This is a genomic window from Allobosea sp. 05L423 (genome assembly GCF_056397745.1).
This window is the reverse complement of sequence record NZ_JBFTOA010000003.1, coordinates 740,638-759,880: the sequence shown is the minus strand read 5'-3', so window position 1 is coordinate 759,880 and position 19,243 is coordinate 740,638. Positions and strand designations below refer to the sequence as shown.

The 19,243-nt window shown below is 63.5% G+C and carries 23 protein-coding genes, 1 tRNA gene and 1 pseudogene; 15 read left to right on the top strand and 10 right to left on the bottom strand.

Features of this window, described 5'->3' with window-relative positions; translation table 11 throughout:
- The first annotated feature begins 30 nt into the window (after window positions 1–30).
- Entirely contained in the window at window positions 31–1,212 is a 1,182-nt protein-coding gene (locus tag AC1DNE_RS11840) for a GNAT family N-acetyltransferase (protein ID WP_476766779.1), read from the top strand.
- A 15-nt stretch (window positions 1,213–1,227) separates the two neighbouring features.
- Here the strand turns inward: AC1DNE_RS11840 and AC1DNE_RS11835 are convergent, their stop codons facing one another.
- Window positions 1,228–3,393, bottom strand: coding sequence for a GumC family protein (locus AC1DNE_RS11835; protein WP_441471981.1), 2,166 nt, complete (start codon window positions 3,391–3,393; stop codon window positions 1,228–1,230).
- A 181-nt stretch (window positions 3,394–3,574) separates the two neighbouring features.
- Here AC1DNE_RS11835 and AC1DNE_RS11830 point away from each other — a divergent pair, with 181 nt between their 5' ends.
- Both AC1DNE_RS11830 and AC1DNE_RS11825 read left to right on the top strand, forming a co-directional pair.
- On the top strand, window positions 3,575–4,135 hold the full coding sequence (locus AC1DNE_RS11830; protein ID WP_441471980.1) for a polysaccharide biosynthesis/export family protein: 561 nt from the start codon (window positions 3,575–3,577) through the stop codon (window positions 4,133–4,135).
- A 19-nt stretch (window positions 4,136–4,154) separates the two neighbouring features.
- A complete protein-coding gene (locus AC1DNE_RS11825; RefSeq protein ID WP_441471979.1) occupies window positions 4,155–5,321 on the top strand; it encodes a glycosyltransferase in 1,167 nt (388 codons plus the stop codon).
- A 7-nt stretch (window positions 5,322–5,328) separates the two neighbouring features.
- Here the strand turns inward: AC1DNE_RS11825 and AC1DNE_RS11820 are convergent, their stop codons facing one another.
- Complete coding sequence (locus AC1DNE_RS11820; RefSeq protein WP_441471978.1) at window positions 5,329–5,664, bottom strand: SMR family transporter; 336 nt, start codon at window positions 5,662–5,664, stop codon at window positions 5,329–5,331.
- A complete protein-coding gene (locus AC1DNE_RS11815; RefSeq protein WP_476766778.1) occupies window positions 5,661–6,026 on the bottom strand; it encodes a DMT family transporter in 366 nt (121 codons plus the stop codon). The genes AC1DNE_RS11820 and AC1DNE_RS11815 overlap by 4 nt, the downstream gene beginning before the upstream one ends.
- A 526-nt stretch (window positions 6,027–6,552) precedes the next feature.
- Here AC1DNE_RS11815 and AC1DNE_RS11810 point away from each other — a divergent pair.
- The 4 genes and pseudogenes from AC1DNE_RS11810 to AC1DNE_RS11795 form a co-directional block, all read left to right on the top strand.
- On the top strand, window positions 6,553–8,106 hold the full coding sequence (locus tag AC1DNE_RS11810; protein WP_476766777.1) for an undecaprenyl-phosphate glucose phosphotransferase: 1,554 nt from the start codon (window positions 6,553–6,555) through the stop codon (window positions 8,104–8,106).
- Window positions 8,103–9,371 carry an O-antigen ligase family protein gene (locus AC1DNE_RS11805; protein WP_476766776.1) on the top strand — a complete coding sequence of 423 codons (1,269 nt, stop codon included), beginning with the start codon at window positions 8,103–8,105 and terminating at the stop codon, window positions 9,369–9,371. The genes AC1DNE_RS11810 and AC1DNE_RS11805 overlap by 4 nt, the downstream gene beginning before the upstream one ends.
- Before the next feature lie 796 nt (window positions 9,372–10,167).
- Window positions 10,168–10,245, top strand: a tRNA-Pro gene (locus tag AC1DNE_RS11800).
- A gap of 176 nt (window positions 10,246–10,421) precedes the next feature.
- Window positions 10,422–10,652: pseudogene (locus tag AC1DNE_RS11795) on the top strand (DUF5131 family protein); the annotation flags it as partial.
- A gap of 23 nt (window positions 10,653–10,675) precedes the next feature.
- Here the strand turns inward: AC1DNE_RS11795 and AC1DNE_RS11790 are convergent.
- A complete protein-coding gene (locus AC1DNE_RS11790) occupies window positions 10,676–10,891 on the bottom strand; it encodes a hypothetical protein (RefSeq protein ID WP_441468311.1) in 216 nt (71 codons plus the stop codon).
- Window positions 10,892–10,950: 59 nt separating this feature from the next.
- On the opposite strand from AC1DNE_RS11790, the gene AC1DNE_RS11785 reads away from it, so the two are divergent.
- On the top strand, window positions 10,951–11,202 hold the full coding sequence (locus AC1DNE_RS11785; RefSeq protein WP_441468312.1) for a hypothetical protein: 252 nt from the start codon (window positions 10,951–10,953) through the stop codon (window positions 11,200–11,202).
- A 124-nt stretch (window positions 11,203–11,326) separates the two neighbouring features.
- On the opposite strand, the gene AC1DNE_RS11780 is transcribed toward AC1DNE_RS11785, so the two are convergent.
- Window positions 11,327–11,518, bottom strand: coding sequence for a hypothetical protein (locus tag AC1DNE_RS11780; protein ID WP_441468313.1), 192 nt, complete (start codon window positions 11,516–11,518; stop codon window positions 11,327–11,329).
- 16 nt (window positions 11,519–11,534) lie between these two features.
- Window positions 11,535–12,293 (bottom strand): non-homologous end joining protein Ku, encoded by a 759-nt coding sequence (ku, locus tag AC1DNE_RS11775; protein WP_476766092.1) that lies wholly within the window; start codon window positions 12,291–12,293, stop codon window positions 11,535–11,537.
- 122 nt (window positions 12,294–12,415) lie between these two features.
- Here ku (AC1DNE_RS11775) and ku (AC1DNE_RS11770) point away from each other — a divergent pair, with 122 nt between their 5' ends.
- From ku (AC1DNE_RS11770) to AC1DNE_RS11755, 4 genes are all read left to right on the top strand, one after another.
- Window positions 12,416–13,216 (top strand): non-homologous end joining protein Ku, encoded by an 801-nt coding sequence (ku, locus tag AC1DNE_RS11770; RefSeq protein ID WP_476841058.1) that lies wholly within the window; start codon window positions 12,416–12,418, stop codon window positions 13,214–13,216.
- Window positions 13,217–13,297: 81 nt separating this feature from the next.
- Window positions 13,298–13,597, top strand: coding sequence for a hypothetical protein (locus AC1DNE_RS11765; RefSeq protein ID WP_441468315.1), 300 nt, complete (start codon window positions 13,298–13,300; stop codon window positions 13,595–13,597).
- Between the two features lie 15 nt (window positions 13,598–13,612).
- Window positions 13,613–14,149, top strand: coding sequence for a hypothetical protein (locus AC1DNE_RS11760; RefSeq protein ID WP_441468316.1), 537 nt, complete (start codon window positions 13,613–13,615; stop codon window positions 14,147–14,149).
- A gap of 88 nt (window positions 14,150–14,237) precedes the next feature.
- Window positions 14,238–14,741 (top strand): YciE/YciF ferroxidase family protein, encoded by a 504-nt coding sequence (locus AC1DNE_RS11755; protein ID WP_441468317.1) that lies wholly within the window; start codon window positions 14,238–14,240, stop codon window positions 14,739–14,741.
- A gap of 105 nt (window positions 14,742–14,846) precedes the next feature.
- Here the strand turns inward: AC1DNE_RS11755 and AC1DNE_RS11750 are convergent, their stop codons facing one another.
- The gene (locus tag AC1DNE_RS11750; protein ID WP_441468318.1) at window positions 14,847–15,092 is read right to left on the bottom strand and encodes a hypothetical protein; all 246 of its coding nucleotides are present in this window, start codon (window positions 15,090–15,092) and stop codon (window positions 14,847–14,849) included.
- 600 nt (window positions 15,093–15,692) lie between these two features.
- The gene (locus tag AC1DNE_RS11745) at window positions 15,693–15,914 is read right to left on the bottom strand and encodes a hypothetical protein (protein ID WP_476766050.1); all 222 of its coding nucleotides are present in this window, start codon (window positions 15,912–15,914) and stop codon (window positions 15,693–15,695) included.
- Between the two features lie 213 nt (window positions 15,915–16,127).
- Between AC1DNE_RS11745 and AC1DNE_RS11740 the strand changes: the two genes are divergently transcribed.
- Window positions 16,128–16,649, top strand: a complete 522-nt coding sequence (locus tag AC1DNE_RS11740; protein ID WP_441468319.1) for a hypothetical protein — start codon at window positions 16,128–16,130, stop codon at window positions 16,647–16,649.
- A 260-nt stretch (window positions 16,650–16,909) separates the two neighbouring features.
- Here the strand turns inward: AC1DNE_RS11740 and AC1DNE_RS11735 are convergent, their stop codons facing one another.
- Together AC1DNE_RS11735 and AC1DNE_RS11730 are read right to left on the bottom strand one after the other, a co-directional pair.
- Entirely contained in the window at window positions 16,910–17,230 is a 321-nt protein-coding gene (locus AC1DNE_RS11735) for a hypothetical protein (RefSeq protein ID WP_441468320.1), read from the bottom strand.
- Window positions 17,223–17,738 (bottom strand): peptidoglycan-binding domain-containing protein, encoded by a 516-nt coding sequence (locus tag AC1DNE_RS11730; protein ID WP_441468321.1) that lies wholly within the window; start codon window positions 17,736–17,738, stop codon window positions 17,223–17,225. Before AC1DNE_RS11730 ends, AC1DNE_RS11735 begins: the two co-directional genes overlap by 8 nt.
- A 75-nt stretch (window positions 17,739–17,813) precedes the next feature.
- Here AC1DNE_RS11730 and AC1DNE_RS11725 point away from each other — a divergent pair, with 75 nt between their 5' ends.
- Together AC1DNE_RS11725 and AC1DNE_RS11720 are read left to right on the top strand one after the other, a co-directional pair.
- Window positions 17,814–18,884: an acyltransferase family protein gene (locus AC1DNE_RS11725; protein WP_441468322.1), complete on the top strand. Its 1,071-nt coding sequence runs from the start codon at window positions 17,814–17,816 to the stop codon at window positions 18,882–18,884.
- A gap of 161 nt (window positions 18,885–19,045) precedes the next feature.
- Window positions 19,046–19,243: an SGNH/GDSL hydrolase family protein gene (locus tag AC1DNE_RS11720; RefSeq protein ID WP_441468323.1), complete on the top strand. Its 198-nt coding sequence runs from the start codon at window positions 19,046–19,048 to the stop codon at window positions 19,241–19,243.

Sequence of the window (19,243 nt, the reverse complement as noted above, 5' to 3'; positions counted from 1 at the left end):
GCCGAAACATCGCATCCCAGAACCGCGGCCATGGACAGTCGCGCAGGCGAGCGCGCCTGGGCGTCGATCGCCATCGAAAGCGATATCCGGTCGCTCGAAGACATCTGGCGGCCCTTCGAAGCAACGGCGCTGGCGACCCCCTATCAGGCCTATGGCTGGATCCGTCCTTTCGTGGAGACGATGGGCGCCGACCACGGGATGACGTTTCGGTATGCGCTCCTGCGTGATGCGCAGGGCGCCCTCTGTGCACTGCTGCCGCTGGTCATCACCCGGCGCAGCGGTATCCGCTTCGCCGAAATCATCGGCGGCAAGCATGCTAATTACCATATGGGGCTCTATGCTCCCGCCTTCGCCGCCAGGCTCGATGCAGCGCTCGCACAACAGATGCTGGCCGAGATCGGCGCGGCGATCGGCGGCCTCGATGCACTCGTCTTCGTCAACCAGCCGACGCACTGGCGCGGGTATCTCAATCCGCCCGCCCTCCTTGCAGCCGGCCCGAGCCCGAGCCGGGCCTACAAGCTCGCGCTGATCACGGGTGATGGCGATGCCACGCTGAAACGTTCGATGAGCAGTCATGCGCGCAAGAAGCTCAAGAACAAGCACAGCCGCTTCAGGGATTTCGGCCCGTCGGCGATGAACCGAGCGAGGACGCCCGATGAGATCGAGCGCGTTCTCTCGGCCTTCCTCGAACAGAAAGCCGCGCGCTTTCGTGCGATGGGCGTGCCCGATCCATTCGCAGAACCGGCGGTCCGCAGCTTCCTTTCACGGGCCGCGAGCTGCGAGGGCAACGCTGCGCCCGCCATCGAGCTCTACTCGCTCGATCTGGCGGGAAAAAGCACCGCCACCTATGTCGGCGCCACACTGGGCGAGCGGTTCTCGGGAATGGCGACCTCGTTCGACATGGAGAGCGAGACCGTCCGGACCAGCCCGGGCGAGTTGCTGCTGGCCGAGCTGATCCGGCAGAAATGCAATGATGGCTCGGCCGCTTTCGATCTCGGCGTGGGCGAAGCGCGCTACAAAACCACCTTCTGCGACGACCACGACGATCTGGTCGACACCTTCCTGCCGCTGACCTTCAAGGGCCGGCTCTTCGCCACGATGGCCCGGGCAAAACGCGAACTGAAGCGGCGGATCAAGGCCTCGCCGGTCGCGCTCAAGCTGGCGCAGCGAGCCTCGGGCTGGCTGCACCGCAAGGAGCGGGACGAAGACTGAGGCCCGCCGGGGTGATTACGCCTCGGCCGGCACCTCGGCGCGCGGCGAGGACGCCGTGGGAACGCCGCCTTCGGCGTCGAGGATGAGCGTGACCGGCGCTTCTGTGAGCTCGCTCAGGCGATAAGCGGCTTCGAGGGCGTGACCGTTGCCGAACTGGCCACTCATCACAAGGCCACCCTGGGCGCGACGGGCGACGGGGCTCAGCATCGCACCATCGTCGCTGGAGGCAGCGGCAACCAGCACCCAGTCGTAGGTCTCGCAGAGCGCATCGAGCGCAATATCCACGAGGTCGGGCGCCGCCAGCACGGCAGCGCGCCCCGCACGCCCGGGACCGATGCTGTGCAGACGCGAGCCCGGCGCGCGCATAATGATGTCGGAGAACAGGGCCTCGCCTGCAAGGAGTTCGGAGAAGCCCGGCTCGTCGTGCTCATCATCCACCGTCAGGTCGACGAGAATGCAGCGGCAGCGCTGCGCAAGCAGCTTGGCGAGGTCGCGCGCGTTGGCAGCCCCCTCCCCGCCGCCATCGAGCACGAGCATCATCGGGGCCATGCCGCGCGGCGCCTCCTGCGTCCGCTCGGCGATCTCCGCGAGGGTCCGCTCCGGCCGGTCGAGGTCGAGCCGCAACTGGCCCAGGCGCCCGGCATGGGTCAGCAAGCCGGCGACGCGCTCGTGGCGGGGCTCCTGCGGCGCAGGTCCAGCCTGCTCCGTCTCGTCCTCGTTCTTGCCGGCAGAGACCCAGCGCGGCCGGCGCGGAGTCTCCGGCAGCGGCCGGCCCTGGCCGTTGAGCAGCTCGCGCGTGACGATCGTTGCCAGCGCGACCAGGAAGGTCGCGAGCGTAGCGACCAGCATGACGGGAACCTTCTTCGGGAAGGACGGCTCGGTCGGCTGCACGGCACGCGAGATGATGCGGGCATCGGCCGGCGTGGCATTCATGGTGTCCCGCGCCACCGCCTCGCGATAGCGCTGCATGTACTGCTCGAGCTGGTCGCGCAGGGTGCGCGCCTCGCGCTCGAGCGCCCGCAGCTGCACCTCGCTGTCATTGGCGGACGAGACATTCTTCTTCTGTCCGTCGAGCGCAGCCTGGAAACTCTCGACGCGCTGGCCTGCGATCTTGGCTTCGTTCTCCAGCGTCCGCACGGTCCGCTCGGCGGCGGCGCGCAGCTGCCCTTCGAGGTCGAGAAGCTGGGCGTTGAGCTCCTTGATCCGCGGGTGCTCGGGCAGGAGGCTGCGCGACTCCGCCGCAATCTGCGCGCGCAGATTGACGCGCTGCTCGATCAGGCGGCGCACGAGATCATTATTGGCGACGTCGGGGATCTCGAAGGTCCGACCCTGCTTGATCGCATCGCGGATCAGCCCTGCCTTGGCCTGTGCCTCGGTCTGCTGGCTGCGCGCGGACGAAAGCTGGCTCGAGAGATCGGTGAGCTGCTGCGAGGTGATGGTCGTGTTGTTGGAACCGACCAAAAGGCCGTTCTTGGACCGGAAATCCTCGACTTTCGCCTCGGCCTCGGCCACACGCTTGCGCAGCGGCTCGATCGTGGTCGAAAGCCAGTTCGAGGCGCTGCGGGCGTTTTCCTGCTTCGCCGCCTCCTGGAACTCGAGATAGGTCTCGGCGATGGTGTTCGCCGCCTTCGCCGCAAGCGCCGGATCGACCGAGGTGAATTCGATCGACACGATCCGTGAACGGCCGACGGGGAAGACCAGCAACCGGTCGTAATATTTTTCGAGGACGCGGTCCTCCGGCGAGCGATCGGCAGGGTGCCCACCCAGCCCGATCATAACCGCCAGCTTGCGTACGCTGCTGAGCGCGCCGACGCCGGAATCGAACTCGGGGTTGCCGACGAGTCCGATGCGCTTGATCGCCTCGCGGGCCAGATCGCGCGACATGATGACCTGGACCTGGCTCTGCACCGCTTCAGCGTCGAACTGACCGGAGGAATCCGGCAGCGACTGGCCCGGCAGTGCGTAGAAGGTGCCGCGGCTTTCCAGCAGCAGCCGCGCCTCGCCCGTATAGCGCGGCGTGACGATATTGACCGCAAGGAACGACAGGCCGAGCGCCGCAAGCGTCGGCCCGATGATCCAGAGCTTGCGGCGCTTGATCGCGGCCCACAACGCGGAGAGGTCGAGCATGTCGCCCCGGCCATCGCCGGCGCTGCGCGCTTCAATCCCTGCCTGAGCGGTCATGACACACCTCTGGACGCAAAACTCATGCATCCCGGACAGGGACGCGGGCGTCATTGAAGCCTCAGTAAGGTTATTGCCCGGTTAAGACGGTTCCTGAGCGGTTACCGCTGGCCACCGGGAAGCCTTTGTTAACCATATGACGCCTAAAGCTCGGGGGTATTCTGCACGGATAGCCTTTGTGATGAGTCGACGCCTCGCCTCTCTCGCCTTGGCCGCCGCCATGCTGGCGGGCGCATGCGCCCCCCGATATGTGGCGTCGGACTATACGCTTGCCGAGCCGGCGGGTCCCTACAGGCTCGCCAGCGGCGACAGGCTGCGCATCATCGTGTTCGGGCAGGACAACCTGTCGAACATCTATGCGGTCGACGGCTCCGGCCGGATTGCCATGCCGCTGATCAACACCGTCGAAGCGCAGGGCCGCACCACCCAGCAGCTCGCACAGGCGATCGAAGCCAAGCTGCGTGGCGGCTATCTGCGCGAGCCCAAGGTTTCGGTCGAGGTCGACACCTATCGTCCGTTCTTCGTGCTGGGCGAAGTCACCAATTCCGGCCAGTTCCCCTTCGTGAACGGCATGACCGTGCAGACCGCGGTTGCGATCGCCGGCGGCTTCACTCCGCGCGGACAGCGTTCCTCGGCGGAAGTCACCCGGCAGATCGACGGCCAGACCGTGACTGCGACCGTGCCGATCACCTACCCGGTCCAGCCCGGAGACACGATCGTCATCAAGGAACGCTGGTTCTGAAGCCCCGCGGATTCCTGCCATGACGGACGCCGCCGGCACGCGCCCCTTGCGAATTCTGCACGTCTTTCGCGCCCCCCTCGGCGGGCTGTTCCGGCACGTCCTCGATGTAGCCCGCGGGCAGGTGGAACGCGGCCACGCCGTCGGCATCTTCTGTGACTCGAACACCGGCGGCCAGAGAGCCGACGAAGTCTTCCAGGAGCTGTCGGGCCAGCTGGCACTGGGCGTGACCCGCGTGCCGATGTCTCGCTATCCGAGCCTGACCGACGCCAAGGCGCAGCTCTCGGCCGTCGCATTGCGGCGCAAGTTGGCACCCGACATCGTGCACTGCCATGGCTCGAAAGGCGGGGTCTACGGCCGGTTCCCGGCACTGCTCTCGCCCGGACGGCGCTATGTCACCGCCTATACGCCGCATGGCGGCAGCTTCAACTACAAGCCCGGCAGCCGCGAACACAGAGTCTACATGGCGGTCGAGCGCCTGCTCGAGGGCGCGACGGACATGTTCCTGTTCGAAAGCCGCTTCATCGCCGGGCGCTTCGAAGCGCATATCGGGCACGCACCGCGGACCGGCCACCGCGTCGTCCTGAATGGCGTCTCGAATGCCGAGTTCGAGCCGATCGACCATGCGCAGGCGCAATTCGACCTGCTCTATCTCGGCGAACTGCGCTCGGCGAAGGGGGTCGACACGCTGATCGATGCGCTGCAGCTGCTGCGTCAGCGCGACGGGCTGAGGCCGCGTATCCTGATCGTCGGATCGGGGCCGGACGAGGCCGAGCTGAAGCAGATGACGCGGGACCGCGGCATAGCCGATCAATGCGTGTTCGAACCACCCGGGCCCATCCGCAAGGCGCTGGCGCAAGCGCATGTGATGGTGATCCCGTCGCGCGCCGAGTCTCTCCCTTACGTCATCCTCGAGGCCGCGGCCGCGGCGCAGCCGCTGATCTCGACGGATGTCGGCGGGATCGCCGAAATCTACGGAGCGCGGCACCGTGACCGGCTGATCAAGACCGACGATCCGCAGATCCTCGCCGGCGCGATCCGCACCATGCTCGAAACACCGGAATCGGAACGGCTGGCCCAGGCTGTCGACCTAGCCGCACATGTCCGGCAGAATTTCTGCATCGACGCAATGGTCGACGGCATCATCGCCGCCTATCGCGGCGCAATGGTCGCGCGCGGCATGGCGTGAAGCGGCGTCAGACCAGCTTCAGCGCGGCGACGCCGGCAACGACCAGCACGATACCGAGCCAGCCGACCGGCCGGATGCGCTGACCGAAGGCCAATGCGCCGACAACCGCGGTGATCACCAGCCCGGCACCGCCCCAGACGGCATAGGCGACAGCCAGGTCCATGCCCTTGATCGCCTGCGCCAGGGCGGCGAAGGCACCCATGACGAAGACGATTCCCCCGGCGCCGACCACGCGGTGGCTCATGCCGTCCGACAGCTTCAGCAGGTAGGTGCCGGCGATCTCGAAAGTGACCGCCAGCAGCAGCCAGAGGAAGGGAGCGGCCTGAATGAACGAGGCATTCACACAAGCCTCCCGCCAGCGAGCGGCTCATCCTGCTTGCGGCCATGGCCGACGCCATTCTCGATGAGAAGGATGCCGGCCAGGATCGCAGCGAAACCGAGCATTCGGCCAACTGTGAGGTGCTCCCCGAAGAGGAGATGGCCGATGACGGCGATGCCGACGATGCCCGCCCCTTCCCAGACGGCATAGGCCACCGCCATCGGGATGACGCGCAGCGCAATGCTGAGCAGGATGAAAGAAAAGCCGATCAGGACCAGCGGCAGCGTGCCGATGAGCCAGGGTGCGGAGACGACCGACTTCAGCGCGGCCGTCGCGACGATCTCGACGGCAATGGCCGCGAGCAGAACCAACCAATGAAAAGACATTTTGCACACGGGCGAAGCCGGCGCCGAACATCGCAAATGCGACGCAGGGACAGCCAAGCAATCGTTAGAGTTTTAAATCGACAGATCCGAAAAGAAGCAGTTGCAGAGGCTCGACCTCGACAATCGGCGTCATGGGAAAAACAACGATCCCGACGCCATGCCCCAAGCGGGCGATATATGCTTCTCAGACACTCATCGAAGAGGAATATGCCGCCACCCTCGGCTAATGTCAACTCTCGATAACTTGCAATAACAACGACTTACGGGAAACCGACTGATTTATACGTAGCTTTACCCCCGAGCAAGCCATTGGCCCTCCAAGACAAAATCAGCATTTCACGCCATGTTTTTTTAAGCCCCGCGCTCAGGCATTTTCGATGTCCGGAACGCCTCGGTTTTGCCCGATCCCTTACTGATCCTGCGAAACAAGACGCGGTCGGGTTAAGCGTTCCGAGAGCAATTTCGGGTAGACCGCGACCGGGACCGCCGCGCCCGGCGCTGCGATCCGGCTTGAGGATTGGACGCTATGGGGACTTTCGATGTCCGCGATATGATGAGGGCGGACGCGGCCGCCTCGGCAACGCCGGCGATGTTCGGCGGAGCGGAAGCGGGCCCGACGCGGCGCTTTCATCCCCTCGCCGAGCGCATCGCCGCCATCCCAGTCAAGCCGACGCTATCGCCCGTAATGATCGAAGGAGTCGCCCGGCTTGTCGATGCGCTCGCGGTGATCGGAACGGGCGCCCTGATCTACTGGCTCTACGTGGCGGGCAAGGACGAATACGCCCTGCCCTATCAAATCGCGATCCCGACGCTGGCGGTTACAGCCCTCGGCACCTTCCAGGCGCTGCAGCTCTATCCGATCGGCGCGCTGCGCAACCTCATCGCCAGTGCCGTCCGGCTCCTGACCGGCTGGACGATACTCTTCCTCATCACGATGGCGGTCTTCTTCATCCTCAAGATCAGCGATCAGGTCTCCCGCGGTTGGCTGATCGGCTTCTATTTCGCTGGCGCCGGCGCTCTCTTGAGCGGCCGCATCGTCGTGATGCTCGGCGTGCGTCATCTGACCCGCAACGGCCGGCTCGAGCGACGCACGGCGATCGTCGGCGGCGGCGAGGCGGGCGAGGCCCTGATCCGCGCCCTGGAAAGCCAGAAGGACACCGGCCTGCGCATCTGCGGCGTCTTCGACGACCGCAATGACGAACGCTCCCCCGATCTTGTCGCCGGCTACCCCAAGCTCGGCACGATCGACGACCTCGTCGAATTCGCGCGCCGAACCAAGCTCGATCTGGTGATCTTCACCCTGCCGATCTCGGCCGAGGCGCGGCTCCTGACCATGCTGCGCAAGCTCTGGGTACTGCCGATCGACATCCGTCTGTCGGCGCATCTGTCCAAGCTGAGGCTGCGGCCACGCTCCTACTCCTATTTCGGCACCGTGCCCGTGCTGGATGTCTTCGACCGGCCGATCGCCGACTGGGACATCGTCGTCAAATGGATATTCGACAAGGTCGTCGGCGTGCTGGCACTGATCGCGCTTTCGCCCGTGATGCTGGCGACAGCCATCGCCATCAAGCTCGACTCCAAGGGGCCGGTTTTCTTCCGCCAGAAACGCTATGGCTTCAACAACGAGACCGTCGAGGTCTTCAAGTTCCGCTCGCTCTACCACGACAAGAGCGACTTCAAGGCGGCCAAGCAGGTGACGCGAGACGATCCGCGCGTGACGCGCGTCGGCCGCTTCATCCGCAAGACATCGATCGACGAACTGCCGCAACTGCTGAACGTGGTCTTCAAGGGCGATCTGTCGCTGGTCGGGCCGCGCCCGCACGCCATCCACGCCTCGACGGCCAACCGCGCCTATGAGCAGGTCGTCGACGGCTATTTCGCCCGCCACAAGGTCAAGCCCGGCATCACCGGCTGGGCCCAGATCAGCGGCTGGCGCGGCGAGACGGACACAGATGAGAAGATCCAGCGGCGCGTCGAGCACGACCTCTACTACATCGAGAACTGGTCGGTGCTGCTCGATCTCTACATCCTGTTCAAGACGCCGCTCTCGCTGCTGACCAAGAACGAGAACGCGTATTGAGCACCGTCGCCGAGCACCCGTCGCATGAGGCGCCGGGCCCCCGGCTCGCGATCTCATATGCGGCGATCAAGCGCGGGACGCTCTGGCTCCTCGGCGCGTCAAGCGGCTTCGCGCTGATAGAGCCCTCGCCCTACGAACTCGTTTTCCTGCTGACGCTCTTCGTCTTCGCCGTCACCGGGATCCGCTTCTCGCAGAAGCTGCTGCCGCTGGCCGTGCTGCTGCTCCTCTATAATATCGGTGGCATCTTCTCGCTGATACCGTGGATGGACGAGGGCGATTCGGTCCGCTTCACGGCCGTTTCCGTCTATCTGATGATCACCGGCATCTTCTTCGCGGCGATCATGGCGGAGGATGCGACAGGCCGGTTGGAAACCCTGTGGCAGGGCTATCTCTTCGCCGCCTGGTACGCGGGCATCGCAGGCGTGCTCGGCTATTTCGACGTCGCCGGTCTGGGCAGCAGCTTCACGCTCTATGGGCGCGCGTCCGGCACCTTCAAGGATGCGAACGTGCTGGGCCCGTTCCTCGTCCTGCCCATTCTCTACGTCCTGCATCGCATCCTCACCGGGCAGGCCGGGCTGGTGCGCGGCTTAGCCTTGATCAGCATGCCGCTGTTCGCGCTGTTCCTGACCTTCTCCCGCGGCGCCTGGGGCAATCTGGTGGCTTCGGCCCTGCTCATGATCGGGCTGGCATTCCTGACCGCCCCGAATGCCACGCAGCGCGGCCGTATCGCGCTGCTGACGCTCGTCGCGTTCATGGCGGCGGCAGCCGCACTTGCCGTCGCGCTCTCCTTCGAGAACATCCGCGACGTCTTCGAGACCCGGGCGAGTCTCGACCAGAGCTACGATCAGGGCGTGACGGGGCGCTTCGGCAACCAGCTTCGTTCGATCTCGCTTCTGCTCGAAGCGCCCAACGGGTTCGGGCCTTTGCGCTTCCGCTGGCACTTCACGGAAGATCCGCACAACGTCTACATCAACGCCTTCGCTTCCTATGGGTGGCTGGGCGGCGTGGCGTGGCTCGGGTTGATGGCCGCGACCTGCTATGTCGGCTGGCGCCTCGTGTTTCAGCGCCGGCCGTGGCAGCAGCATGCCGTCGTGCTGTGGCCGGTGTTGTTCGTGACGATCCTGCAAGGCCTTCAGATCGACACCGACCATTGGCGCCATCTCTATCTGATGCTCGGCCTGATCTGGGGTCTGGCTGCCCTGCCGAAGCCCGCCTCGCGGACAGAACGCGCCTCTCGATCCGAACTCGGCCGCGATCAGGGATGACGCCGGTGGCCCCGCGGGCGCCGGCATGGACGCAGGCCGCCGGGCCAGCAGCTCAGACCCCGGCTGAACCGCATCCGATCGGGTCCGCCACGATGACGCGGCTCGTCTTGCGCGCCTGCTCCGCCCGCAGAGCCAGATCGATGTGACGGCGATACTCTGCCCAGGAGCCGACCCTGCGACCGCAATTGCCGCATGAAACGATGCTGGCATCGGTGAGAGCCTGGGGGATCGAAACCCCCGGCGAACCGCAATCCTCGCAATGGAACCAGTCCTGCCTCAACACGGCCTCGCCTGCATTCATTCTCGCACGGCGACGGAGCGTCGACCGCGACCGCATCAAAGGCGACGGCAGATGACTGATTACTGAACGGTCGCTTGGCCGGCAAGAGAACCGGAGGCAGGCCTATTCGAAGGACCGCGACGGCCCGTCGCCTCCGCAAGTCGCCTTGAGGTGTTGGACGTTGTCGTTGGAGAAGACCAGCCGAAGCTTGGGGCGCGCGGCCTCCAGAGCCCGAGAGGCGTCTTTCCTGCTAGCGGCTGCGCGGCGAATCTGTGCGCGCCGCACGATCAGCGACATCTGATGCCTGCGTTTCATGGATACCAATTCCCGCGCCGCGCAATGATGATTGCAGCGGGGAGCATGATCGACACCCCCCATTTGGGGGACGCCATTCATATTTGTCGCACCGCAAAACGAGGCGGGGGGCCTTTCCGCACAAGTCATTCCACGAGAGCGAGCAAGATTGCAGCGAAGCGCATTGCATCTGCTGCGGCCCGCCACTATAAGCCGAGCCGTCGGAGCGTAGCGCAGCCCGGTTAGCGCACTTGTCTGGGGGACAAGGGGTCGGAGGTTCGAATCCTCTCGCTCCGACCATAAAACCTCACAAAATCAATATGTTGCCAGCCGCCCGTTTTCTGATGCCGAAGAACAGATCGGCACCGAACGGGAGGGAATCGGCCATAGCGGGACAAAAAGTCCCGACAAAGTCCCGACAGATGTTCTGCTGACGTTCTCCGCATCCTTCCCCTCCCCCGCGAGGAGGGACGGCCGTGGGTGAGAACAGCAAGATCGAATGGACGCAGCACACGTTCAATCCGTGGATCGGATGCACCAAGGTCTCGCCGGCATGTGACCACTGCTATGCCGAGGCGATGATGGACGGGCGCTATGGCCGCGTCCGTTGGGGTGCTGGCGAAGATCGGTCGCGGACCTCGGCGGCGAACTGGCGTCTTCCAATCCGCTGGGATCGCGACGCGGCTGCCGCCGGCACGCGACCTTTCGGGTCGTTCGGCTGTTTCATTGGTCATTCGGGTTCGCGAACAGGCCGCGCTCCCTGTGAGAACAGCCCGCGCAGATACCCGCGCGAGACGGAACGATCGGCGTCGGCGAGCAGAACGTTGAAATCGTGCAGAACTGCCCGTAGCGCGGCCCGCTCGCTGCCGTGCTCAGCAACCAGATCGTTGATTTCGCACTCGATTTCATTCGCGAAGTCGGTTTCTGGTGCGGGTTCGGGCGACATGGCTTGCGTCCTCGGGTATGAGAACATTATGAGAACAAACCGCGCCTAGGAGTCAAGCCATGAACGTCGACACCTTCTTCCTTCAGCCCTTCAAGACGCATCGGAAGAAGCTCGTCCCGGCTCAGCGCGTCCCGGCGAAAACCAAGCATCACGCGCTGAACGAAGGGGAGCGGTTGGGCCGGACGGCAGAGGGCGTCGCCGTCGTCCATGTGGTCGCGGATGATGAGACCGGCGAAGTCGCGTCGATCGACGTTCTCGCCCGTCACGGGGTCATCCCGGAGGAGTTCGAAGAGCAGATCAGGGCGCTATGAGACACCAAGTCTCACGCTTCGCCGGACCTACATCGGCCATCCACGCCCTGAGGATGACGACAAGTTCTGGACCGTCGTTCACCAACGGGCCCCGGTCGGTGTCGTCGTTCAAGAGCGCGGTCGGTCAGACGAACCGCCGCATTGGGGTTGGGTTATCCACATTCACGCGGGCAAGCACGCCAACGGCATCAGAGCCCACATGGCAGTCGAGGGAGAAGCCGCAACCCGTCAGGCGTGCCTTCCGGCCTTTCGCAAAGCCTTTGAGCGCTACATGATCTTCATCGGCGAAGAAGGGTGGGCCGCCCATGTCGAGCACATGAGGCGGATCGGTACTACCGGAGAGACCAAGGCATACTGACCTTCGGCGGCTCGACCTTCTTCTGGGACTTGATAGTCTTGCCGGCGAGCTTCGCCTTCACCAGTTCGGCGACCGCAGCCTCGTAGCGGTCATCGAAGGTTGAGGGGTCGAACGTTCCCCGTTTGGTGTCGATGATGTGCTTGGCGAGATCCAGCATCTCCTTCTGAATCTTCAGCTTGGGGATGCCGTCGAAGGCGTCCGATGCCGAGCGCACCTTATAGTCGAAGTTGAGAGTATGGGCGACGAGGCCGAGCCCCTGGACCCGGATCAGCAGTGCGCGATAGCGGCGGAACAGCACAGCGTGCGCGAGTGCGCCGACCTTGCTGGCCCGAAGCGCTTCCCTGATCACGGCGAAGGCATCATCGGCAATCTTGCCGTCCGGCGCCAGGTAATAGGGCTTGTCGAAATAGATCGTGTCGATGTCGACACAGGGGATGAACGCGGCGACGGCAAGGGTTTTGTTGCTCTCTGGAACCGCCTTGGCGATTTCCTCGGGCTCAATCTCGACGTAGCGGTCTTTGTCGATCTCGAAGCCCTTGATCTGGTGTTCGCGGTCGACCGGCTCATCCGTGACCGGATCGACGAATTCGCGCCGCACCCGATGGCCGGTATCGCGATTGATCATGTGGAACGAAATGCGCTCCGACGTGCTGGCCCCGGTATAGAGCGCGACCGGGCAGCTGATCTCGCCAAACTTCAGATAGCCTTTCCAGTTCGCCCGCGCCGCGACCATGACACTCACCCATACGCAACAACACGATTCAATGCCGGGCCGCCGCGCATGTTCCCGCCTCGCGGAACGGATTCGTTCGCCCGGCATTGAGTCCGTAGCTTCGTTGCCGGAGTTGCGTTGTCATGGCCGAACGAACCTATTGGAAGGGCTATCTCAAACTGTCGCTGGTGACCTGCCCGGTCGCGATGTCGCCGGCGACATCCGAAAGCGAGAAAGTCCGGTTCCACACACTGAACCGCGAAACCGGCAACCGGATCGTCAGCCGCTACGTTGACTCCGAGAGCGGCAAACCCGTCGGGCCCGATCACCAGGCCAAGGGCTATGAAGCCKAAGCCGGCCGTTTCKTCGTCATCGAAGATGAGGAGCTTGAAGCGGTGCGGCTCGACACCGTCCGCACGATCGACATCGACAAGTTCGTGCCGCGCGACTCGATTCCGTGGCTCTATCTCGATAGTCCCCGCTACCTCGTTCAGGACTGCGATGTCGGCGAAGAAGCCTTCTCGGTGATCCGCGACGCTATGACCGCGTCCAAGATGGTCGGCATCTCACGCGTGGTTTTGTATCGCCGGGAGCGCGCGGTCATGCTCGAAGCCCGCGACCGCGGTATTGTGCTCTGGACGCTGCGCTACGGTGACGAGGTCCGCGATGAGAAGGCGTATTTCTCCAGTATTGAGCAGGAGAAGCCTGAGCCCGAACTGCTCGATCTGGCGCAGAAATTCATCAAGTCGAAGACCGCGGACTGGTCGCCGGAGATGGTCAAGGATCCGGTGCAGGAACACCTGCTTAAGCTGATCGCGTCGAAGAAGCGCCGGAAGGGCGCGCGGGTTTCTGCTACTCGCGAGGACGGACGGCCGGCCAATGTCGTCAACCTCTTCGACGCTCTGAAGAAGAGCCTCCAGGCTGACAAGTCGCTTCGGAGCTGAATTCGGACGGAACAGAATCGGCGCTCACCTCGTTCGAAGAGCATTCCGTGGGTCATTCCACGAATTTCGAGGTGTCCAGACATGAAGAAGATCTTGCTCGCGTCGCTGATCGCGGCGACGACCTCCTTTGGTGCGCTCGCTCAGACCGCTACCACTTCGCCAGTACCGTCACCGAAGGGTGATGCGGACAAGAATGCTCCGCTACCTGGCGCGAATAGCTTCACAGAAGGCCAGGCCAAGAGCCGTCTCGAGGCCAACGGCTATTCGCAGGTCGGCCCGCTCACCAAGGACGCCAATGGCGTCTGGAAAGGTAGCGCCACCCACGCCGGATCCAAGGTGAATGTGACCGTCGACTACCGCGGCAACATCACCCGCCAGTAATTTCGGAGAACCTACATGACCCAGACTCTCACGCGTTCCTACGACAGCTACGAGACCGCCCGTACGGTGGTGGAGGCCCTCGAAGCCGGCGGAGTGAGCTCAGCCGACATCAGCGTGGTCGGCCGGCACGCCAAGGCCGACGACAGCAATGCCGGTGAAGGCGCCGGGATCGGCGCGGCGCTCGGCGGGGCGGCTGGCCTGCTCGCGGGCATCGGATTGCTTGCCATTCCCGGGATCGGCCCGGTGGTGGCGGCGGGCTGGCTCGCCTCCACGGCCGCGGGTGCCGCGGCTGGTGGCGTGGCCGGCGGCATCGTCGGGGCCCTGACCAGCGCGGGACACAGCGAAGAAGATGCGCACTACTACGCCGAAACGGTTCGGCGCGGAGGCACAGTGGTTTCGGTACGGGTTGCTGACGAGCACGTTCCTGTGGTCGAGGCTATCCTCGACGGGGCCACGCCGATCGACCGGGATGCCCGCCTTGCCGAATACCGCGCGGCCGGCTGGAATCGGTTCGATGAAACGGCGGCTCCCCACCGTTCCACGGTGATCTGAACAAGGCTGGCCGACCCTCCTGGGAGGGACGGCCAGTCCGCATGAGCGACCAAGCGCTGGGGGATTTTCATACCAGATGGAGAGCGGCATGGGTTGGTTTTCCAAGGATATCGCCACGCTAGACGACCTCTTCGTTCATACCTTGCGGGACGTCTATTACGCCGAGAACCAGATCAAAAAGGCGCTGCCGGATATGGTCGAGAAGGCGACAAGCCCTGAGCTCAAGCGCGGCTTCGAAACGCATCTGCGCGAGACCGAGGGCCAAATCACGCGCCTGAAGGAAGTCTTCCGCCTGCACGGCGTCGAGGAGAAGGGCGTCACCTGTCCCGCGATCGACGGCATCCTCGAAGAGGCCAACGATATCGCGGGTGAGGTCGAGGACAAGCAGGTCCTTGATGCCGCGCTGATTGCAGCAGCCCAGGCGGTCGAACACTACGAGATTACGCGCTATGGCACACTTGTGGCCTGGGCGAAGCAGCTCGGTCGAAACGACTGCGCGTCGCTCCTGAAACAGAACCTCGACGAGGAAGACACCACCGATAAGAAGCTCTCGAAGCTCGCGAACGAGAATATCAACCGCAGGGCTGCTTGACTGTCCGCGCCCTCGCCTTTGTGGCGAGGGCGCCTCTCATCGCCGCAGGCCTGTCGCACATGCTTGGCAATCGTCAGGCGTCGCATTCAAAGCCTTCTTGAGGCATCAGTTCCTCGCGGCCATTACACCGAAAACCAGGCCGGCTAAGGCGGCCCACCCCAACGCTCGAAGGGGGCGTTGCCTTATTTCGTCCTCAAGCAATTGTTGGAGTTCGCTGCCGCGATCCCGCAAAGCTTCAACCATTTCATCGGTATGGATACCGACATTCTGAAGCTCCGATTGAGCTGCTGATGTCGCCAGGCCGGCGACCTCATCGGGTTGCGGCGGTGCTGCTGTCTGCTCCTTGGCCATTGATTTTTCTCCCGAGCTGCAGGCGCTTCTGCTCCGGGTGAGCGGTCCTCAAGCGCAAACGGGCATCGGAATGGATGGTGCACTCCCGCTCGGCGCGGCGTTGGCTGCTCAGGTAGCCAGCGCGAGTGGGTTTCGCATGGGCCTTACGCTCGCGACGATCTGGCTTAGCGGCGGCGCGGAACCGCTTCATCCATCGGCCGTTCATCTCCGGAAGGCCACTTTGGCCAGCACCGTGACGAACCCAAGGGGAGCAACCATGAACCGGCGAGGTTTCCTGAGTGCCCTGATAGGCGGAACCCTTACGAGCGCGGTGGCGGGGACTGCGTATGCGCAGTATTACGTGCCCTCCGAGCCTCCACCCCGTGAGTGGGACGACCGCAGGGACCGCTACGACCGCTACCGTAGGGATCGCTACGAACGTGAGCGGGAATGGGAGAGGGAGCGGAGGCGCCGCTATTATAATCGTCGCTGGCAGGACGACGAAGATGATGATGGCTGATCGGGGCGCCAATAGGTCACTTGCGAGAACCTGCGGAGTTTGCTGTGTTGTGCGGCGTGGAGCAATAAAGGCCCCGCCAGCCTGAGCTGACGGGGCCGATATCATGCGGCGGCAGATTGCCGGTATCGCTCGATGGCCCGCCGTGTCAGGTCATCTTCGTCTTCGGCGACATGCACCAAGGCCGCCACGATGTAAGCCAGCCGAATACGCTCTTGCTCCTCACACGCGTGGGGAATGATCGATCTGACTTCGTCCCAAGCGGAATCCAAGGCCCCCTGCGCCCGGGCGAGATCAACGGGGTCACTAAGCGATGAGAACGGCATAGATCCCACCTCCGTAAGGATATACCGGACGGGGAAAATTAGCGCGCTGGTACGACATGGCAATGTCAAATCTTAAGCCCAGCCCCCTTTCGGAGGCCAGGCCGGGAACGTCGGCTCCCGACCCGTTGCGGACGCTCGCTGTCTTGTTGATTTGACACGCATCCTGGCAGTGAATAGCCGTCGGACCTTGATCGTTCGACAGGCTTGGCGTTCATGACGAAATTACTCGCGGCAGCCTTTGCCATGTGTCTGTGGGCTGGTTGCCCCGTTATTGCCGATGTCGTCAATCTCGATGATTTTATTGGCGGAATCGAAAAGGCCGATAGCGAGACTGTGTGCAGAACATCCGCGCCCATGTCCGCCCTTTGGAAAGATGTACGCAATCGGTATGTTCCCGATCCGGGTGCGTCTCCCTCCGCGAGAGTGCAACTTCCCGCGCCCTTCGTGAGAGCATTCGGGAAGGCCGAAGTAGAAAATCGTGACGTTGCCGGCTATCGACGGATCCGTATCCCGCTACGAGGAATCTATCGCGGTCTTCGGACCGAACAACTGACCTTCGACATGGGTATCGAGAACGGGATAAGCGTCGTCTCAATTTTATTTGCTGCTTCAAGGCGAGAGGTTGAAAATGTCCTCGGAACAGATCTTGCTCGTGCAACCCCAACGTCGTTTGGAGAAGTAACGATTGTTAACCGCGGCGAGGCTGCTGAATTGGTTTGCGACCTCTCAACTTAGATCGATTTCGATCAGGAATCGCTCGCATAGGGGCCTTCCTTGGGACTTCTGCCGCACATTCAAGTAGCTCAGTCGGCTCGGTTCCCGATGTTACCTGTCGACCCGTTGCCGACGTTTCGAGCGTCCACTTATGGGGCCGACGCTGGCGATTCCAAATCCCCTCGACATCTCGAAAGCCGATCAACCAGTGGAGGAATATCTACGGAGCCCCTCGTCAGTTCGTCGGCCGCCGGCCAGTGCGCCTCCCGCCCCCGGGCCCGCTAACTCAGGTTGTTGCCCCAGATCATGACCGACAGGGAGAAGGTGATGAGGCCGATGACCGCCAGGATGAACGCGTGACGTCGGATTCCCGCGTCGCTGTGGTTCAAGCCGGTTAGCAGCGTTGCAACCGACCAGAGGCCCGTGAATGCCAGCAGCATCAGGGTGTAGACTGGGCCGGAGAGGTCATAACCGCCCCCTCCGATCGACGGATGTTCCGAAGAGCCGGGGCTGAGGCTCCAAACCAGCACGCCCACGACCACCGCGAAGCCGGCAATCCACGCATAGAATGCCCTGTCTTTCAATTGGTCCTCCTCAGCCATCCGACGGCCCGAAAGTAGATCGAGCCTTTTCGCTTGGCCCGATCTCAACCCAATTCGGAAGTTGGCGCGAACGCAAGCCGCCACCCCGAAGGATGACGGCGCCCACCGGGACCATGCCGGCGCCGACCTCGCGCCGCGCCGTCGCCAGACCATAGGCCAGCGTCTTGTCTCGACCGTCGCCGGTCCTCGTGAAGCCGTCGAGGATGCCCTCGATGCCCTTGACCTGACCGGAGGACAGCGACGTGCCGAACATCGGCGCCTTGCCCGATCGCAGGAAGGCGAAGAACTTTGAACGGTCGATGTCTACGGCCGGCATCGATTGCGGCTTGACCGCGATAGCCGCCATCAGCGCGGCCTCGGTCCTTGGCCCGACGATGCCGTCGACATGCAGGCCGTGCGAAATCTGGAAGGCCTTAACGACGGCCTTCGTCTTCGGGCCGGCGACGCCATCAACAACAAGCGAATAGCCGAGCGCGACCAGCGCCCGCTGCACTGCGGTCGTGTCCATGAAATGCTCCAGGCAAAGAAAAGCCGCCCGGAGGCGGCGTTGGTCGATTGGGTGGGAATGTGCTAAGCGGCCGGGATGCAGGGCCGCCTAGAGAATGTCCAAGCGCTGCGAGGCTTCGCAGCACTAGCCGTCGTCGTGGCCCATCTCGGCGGGCTCTATGCCGTCGACCCCTCTATCCCGAAGATTGAGGTGAGGGCCGGGGTTGCGGGCGTCGATATCTTCTTCGTGCTCAGCGGATTCATCATCGCCTGGATCACGCGCGACGAGGGTTGGTCGGCCAACCCGAGCTTTATCGCTAACCGCTTCTGGCGCGTGTTCCCGCTCTATTGGCTCCTGACGCTGCCCGAGCTGCCGTGGGCTTCCATCATCGCCTATGCGCGCGACGGCTATCTGTTCCCGAACTGGGACTACTATCTGAAATCGGCGCTGCTTATCCCTGCCTTCTCGCCCGGCAGCACGCTCCTTTATCCCGCTCTGAACCCGGGCTGGACGCTATTCTACGAGCTCGCGTTCTATCTGATCTGGTTTGGGCTCATGGTAGGCTCGCGCCGGCAATTGCTCGTTCGGCTGACCGCCGCCCTGCTGGCCCTCTATGCTTCCGGTTGGGTTGCGGCCGAGGAGTCTCCGTGGCGCGCTTTCGCAACGAATTCAGTCCTGTTTGAATTCGCCTTTGGCGTGGCAATCGCCGAGATCACCCTTCGACGAACCCGAGCCTTGATGTCGGCCCCCGTGGCCGTGGCGGCGATCGCTGTGTCGATCCTGGCGATTATCGCGCTCGATCATTTCCTCGATACGAATTACCGCCTTTTGACATTCGGCGTCCCCGCGGCCGCCATCCTCCTGGCTACGCTCGATCTGCAGCGGGCCGGAAAGATCGCCCCTCGCCTCCTATGCTTCATCGGCGATGCCAGCTATGCGATCTATCTCGCTCAGGCCGGCATGATCGCGGCCATCACTAAGCTTCTGGCGCCAACTTCACTGGTGTGGCCCTTGAAGCTGATGCTGATCGCCGGCTCGGCCGTCGCCGTCGGGGTCATCCTGCACTGGGCTTTCGAAAGACCGATCATGGATTGGCGGAAGCGCGTCAGGCGGGGAAGTAGAGTTCCTTCAGAGCCTGACGCGTCCCCGCAAAAGTCGCCCGCTTGATCGCCTTCAAGGACTTCCCGTATTGGGAAAGGCATTCTGTCGCGCTCAGAGCCGTGCTAGTGCCTCTCGGATGAGCGCACGGATTCCCGCGATTGATGGCCTGAGAGGCATCGCAATTCTACTGGTCATCTACCAGCACTTGTTCGCCAGTGCGGCTATGGATGGCGTGCGATCGCGCCTCGGCGACGAAGGCCGGCGGCGAGTGGGTCGACCTGACGCCGGTGCTTATCGACAAGTTTGGCCTGCTTGAGAACGAGAAGACCTATGACGGCATCCACCTGAACGCGGCGGGGTATCGCGCTTGGGTCGAGGTTATCAGGCCGCTTGTCGTGAAGAGCGGCCCCGCTGCTGGCCAGTGA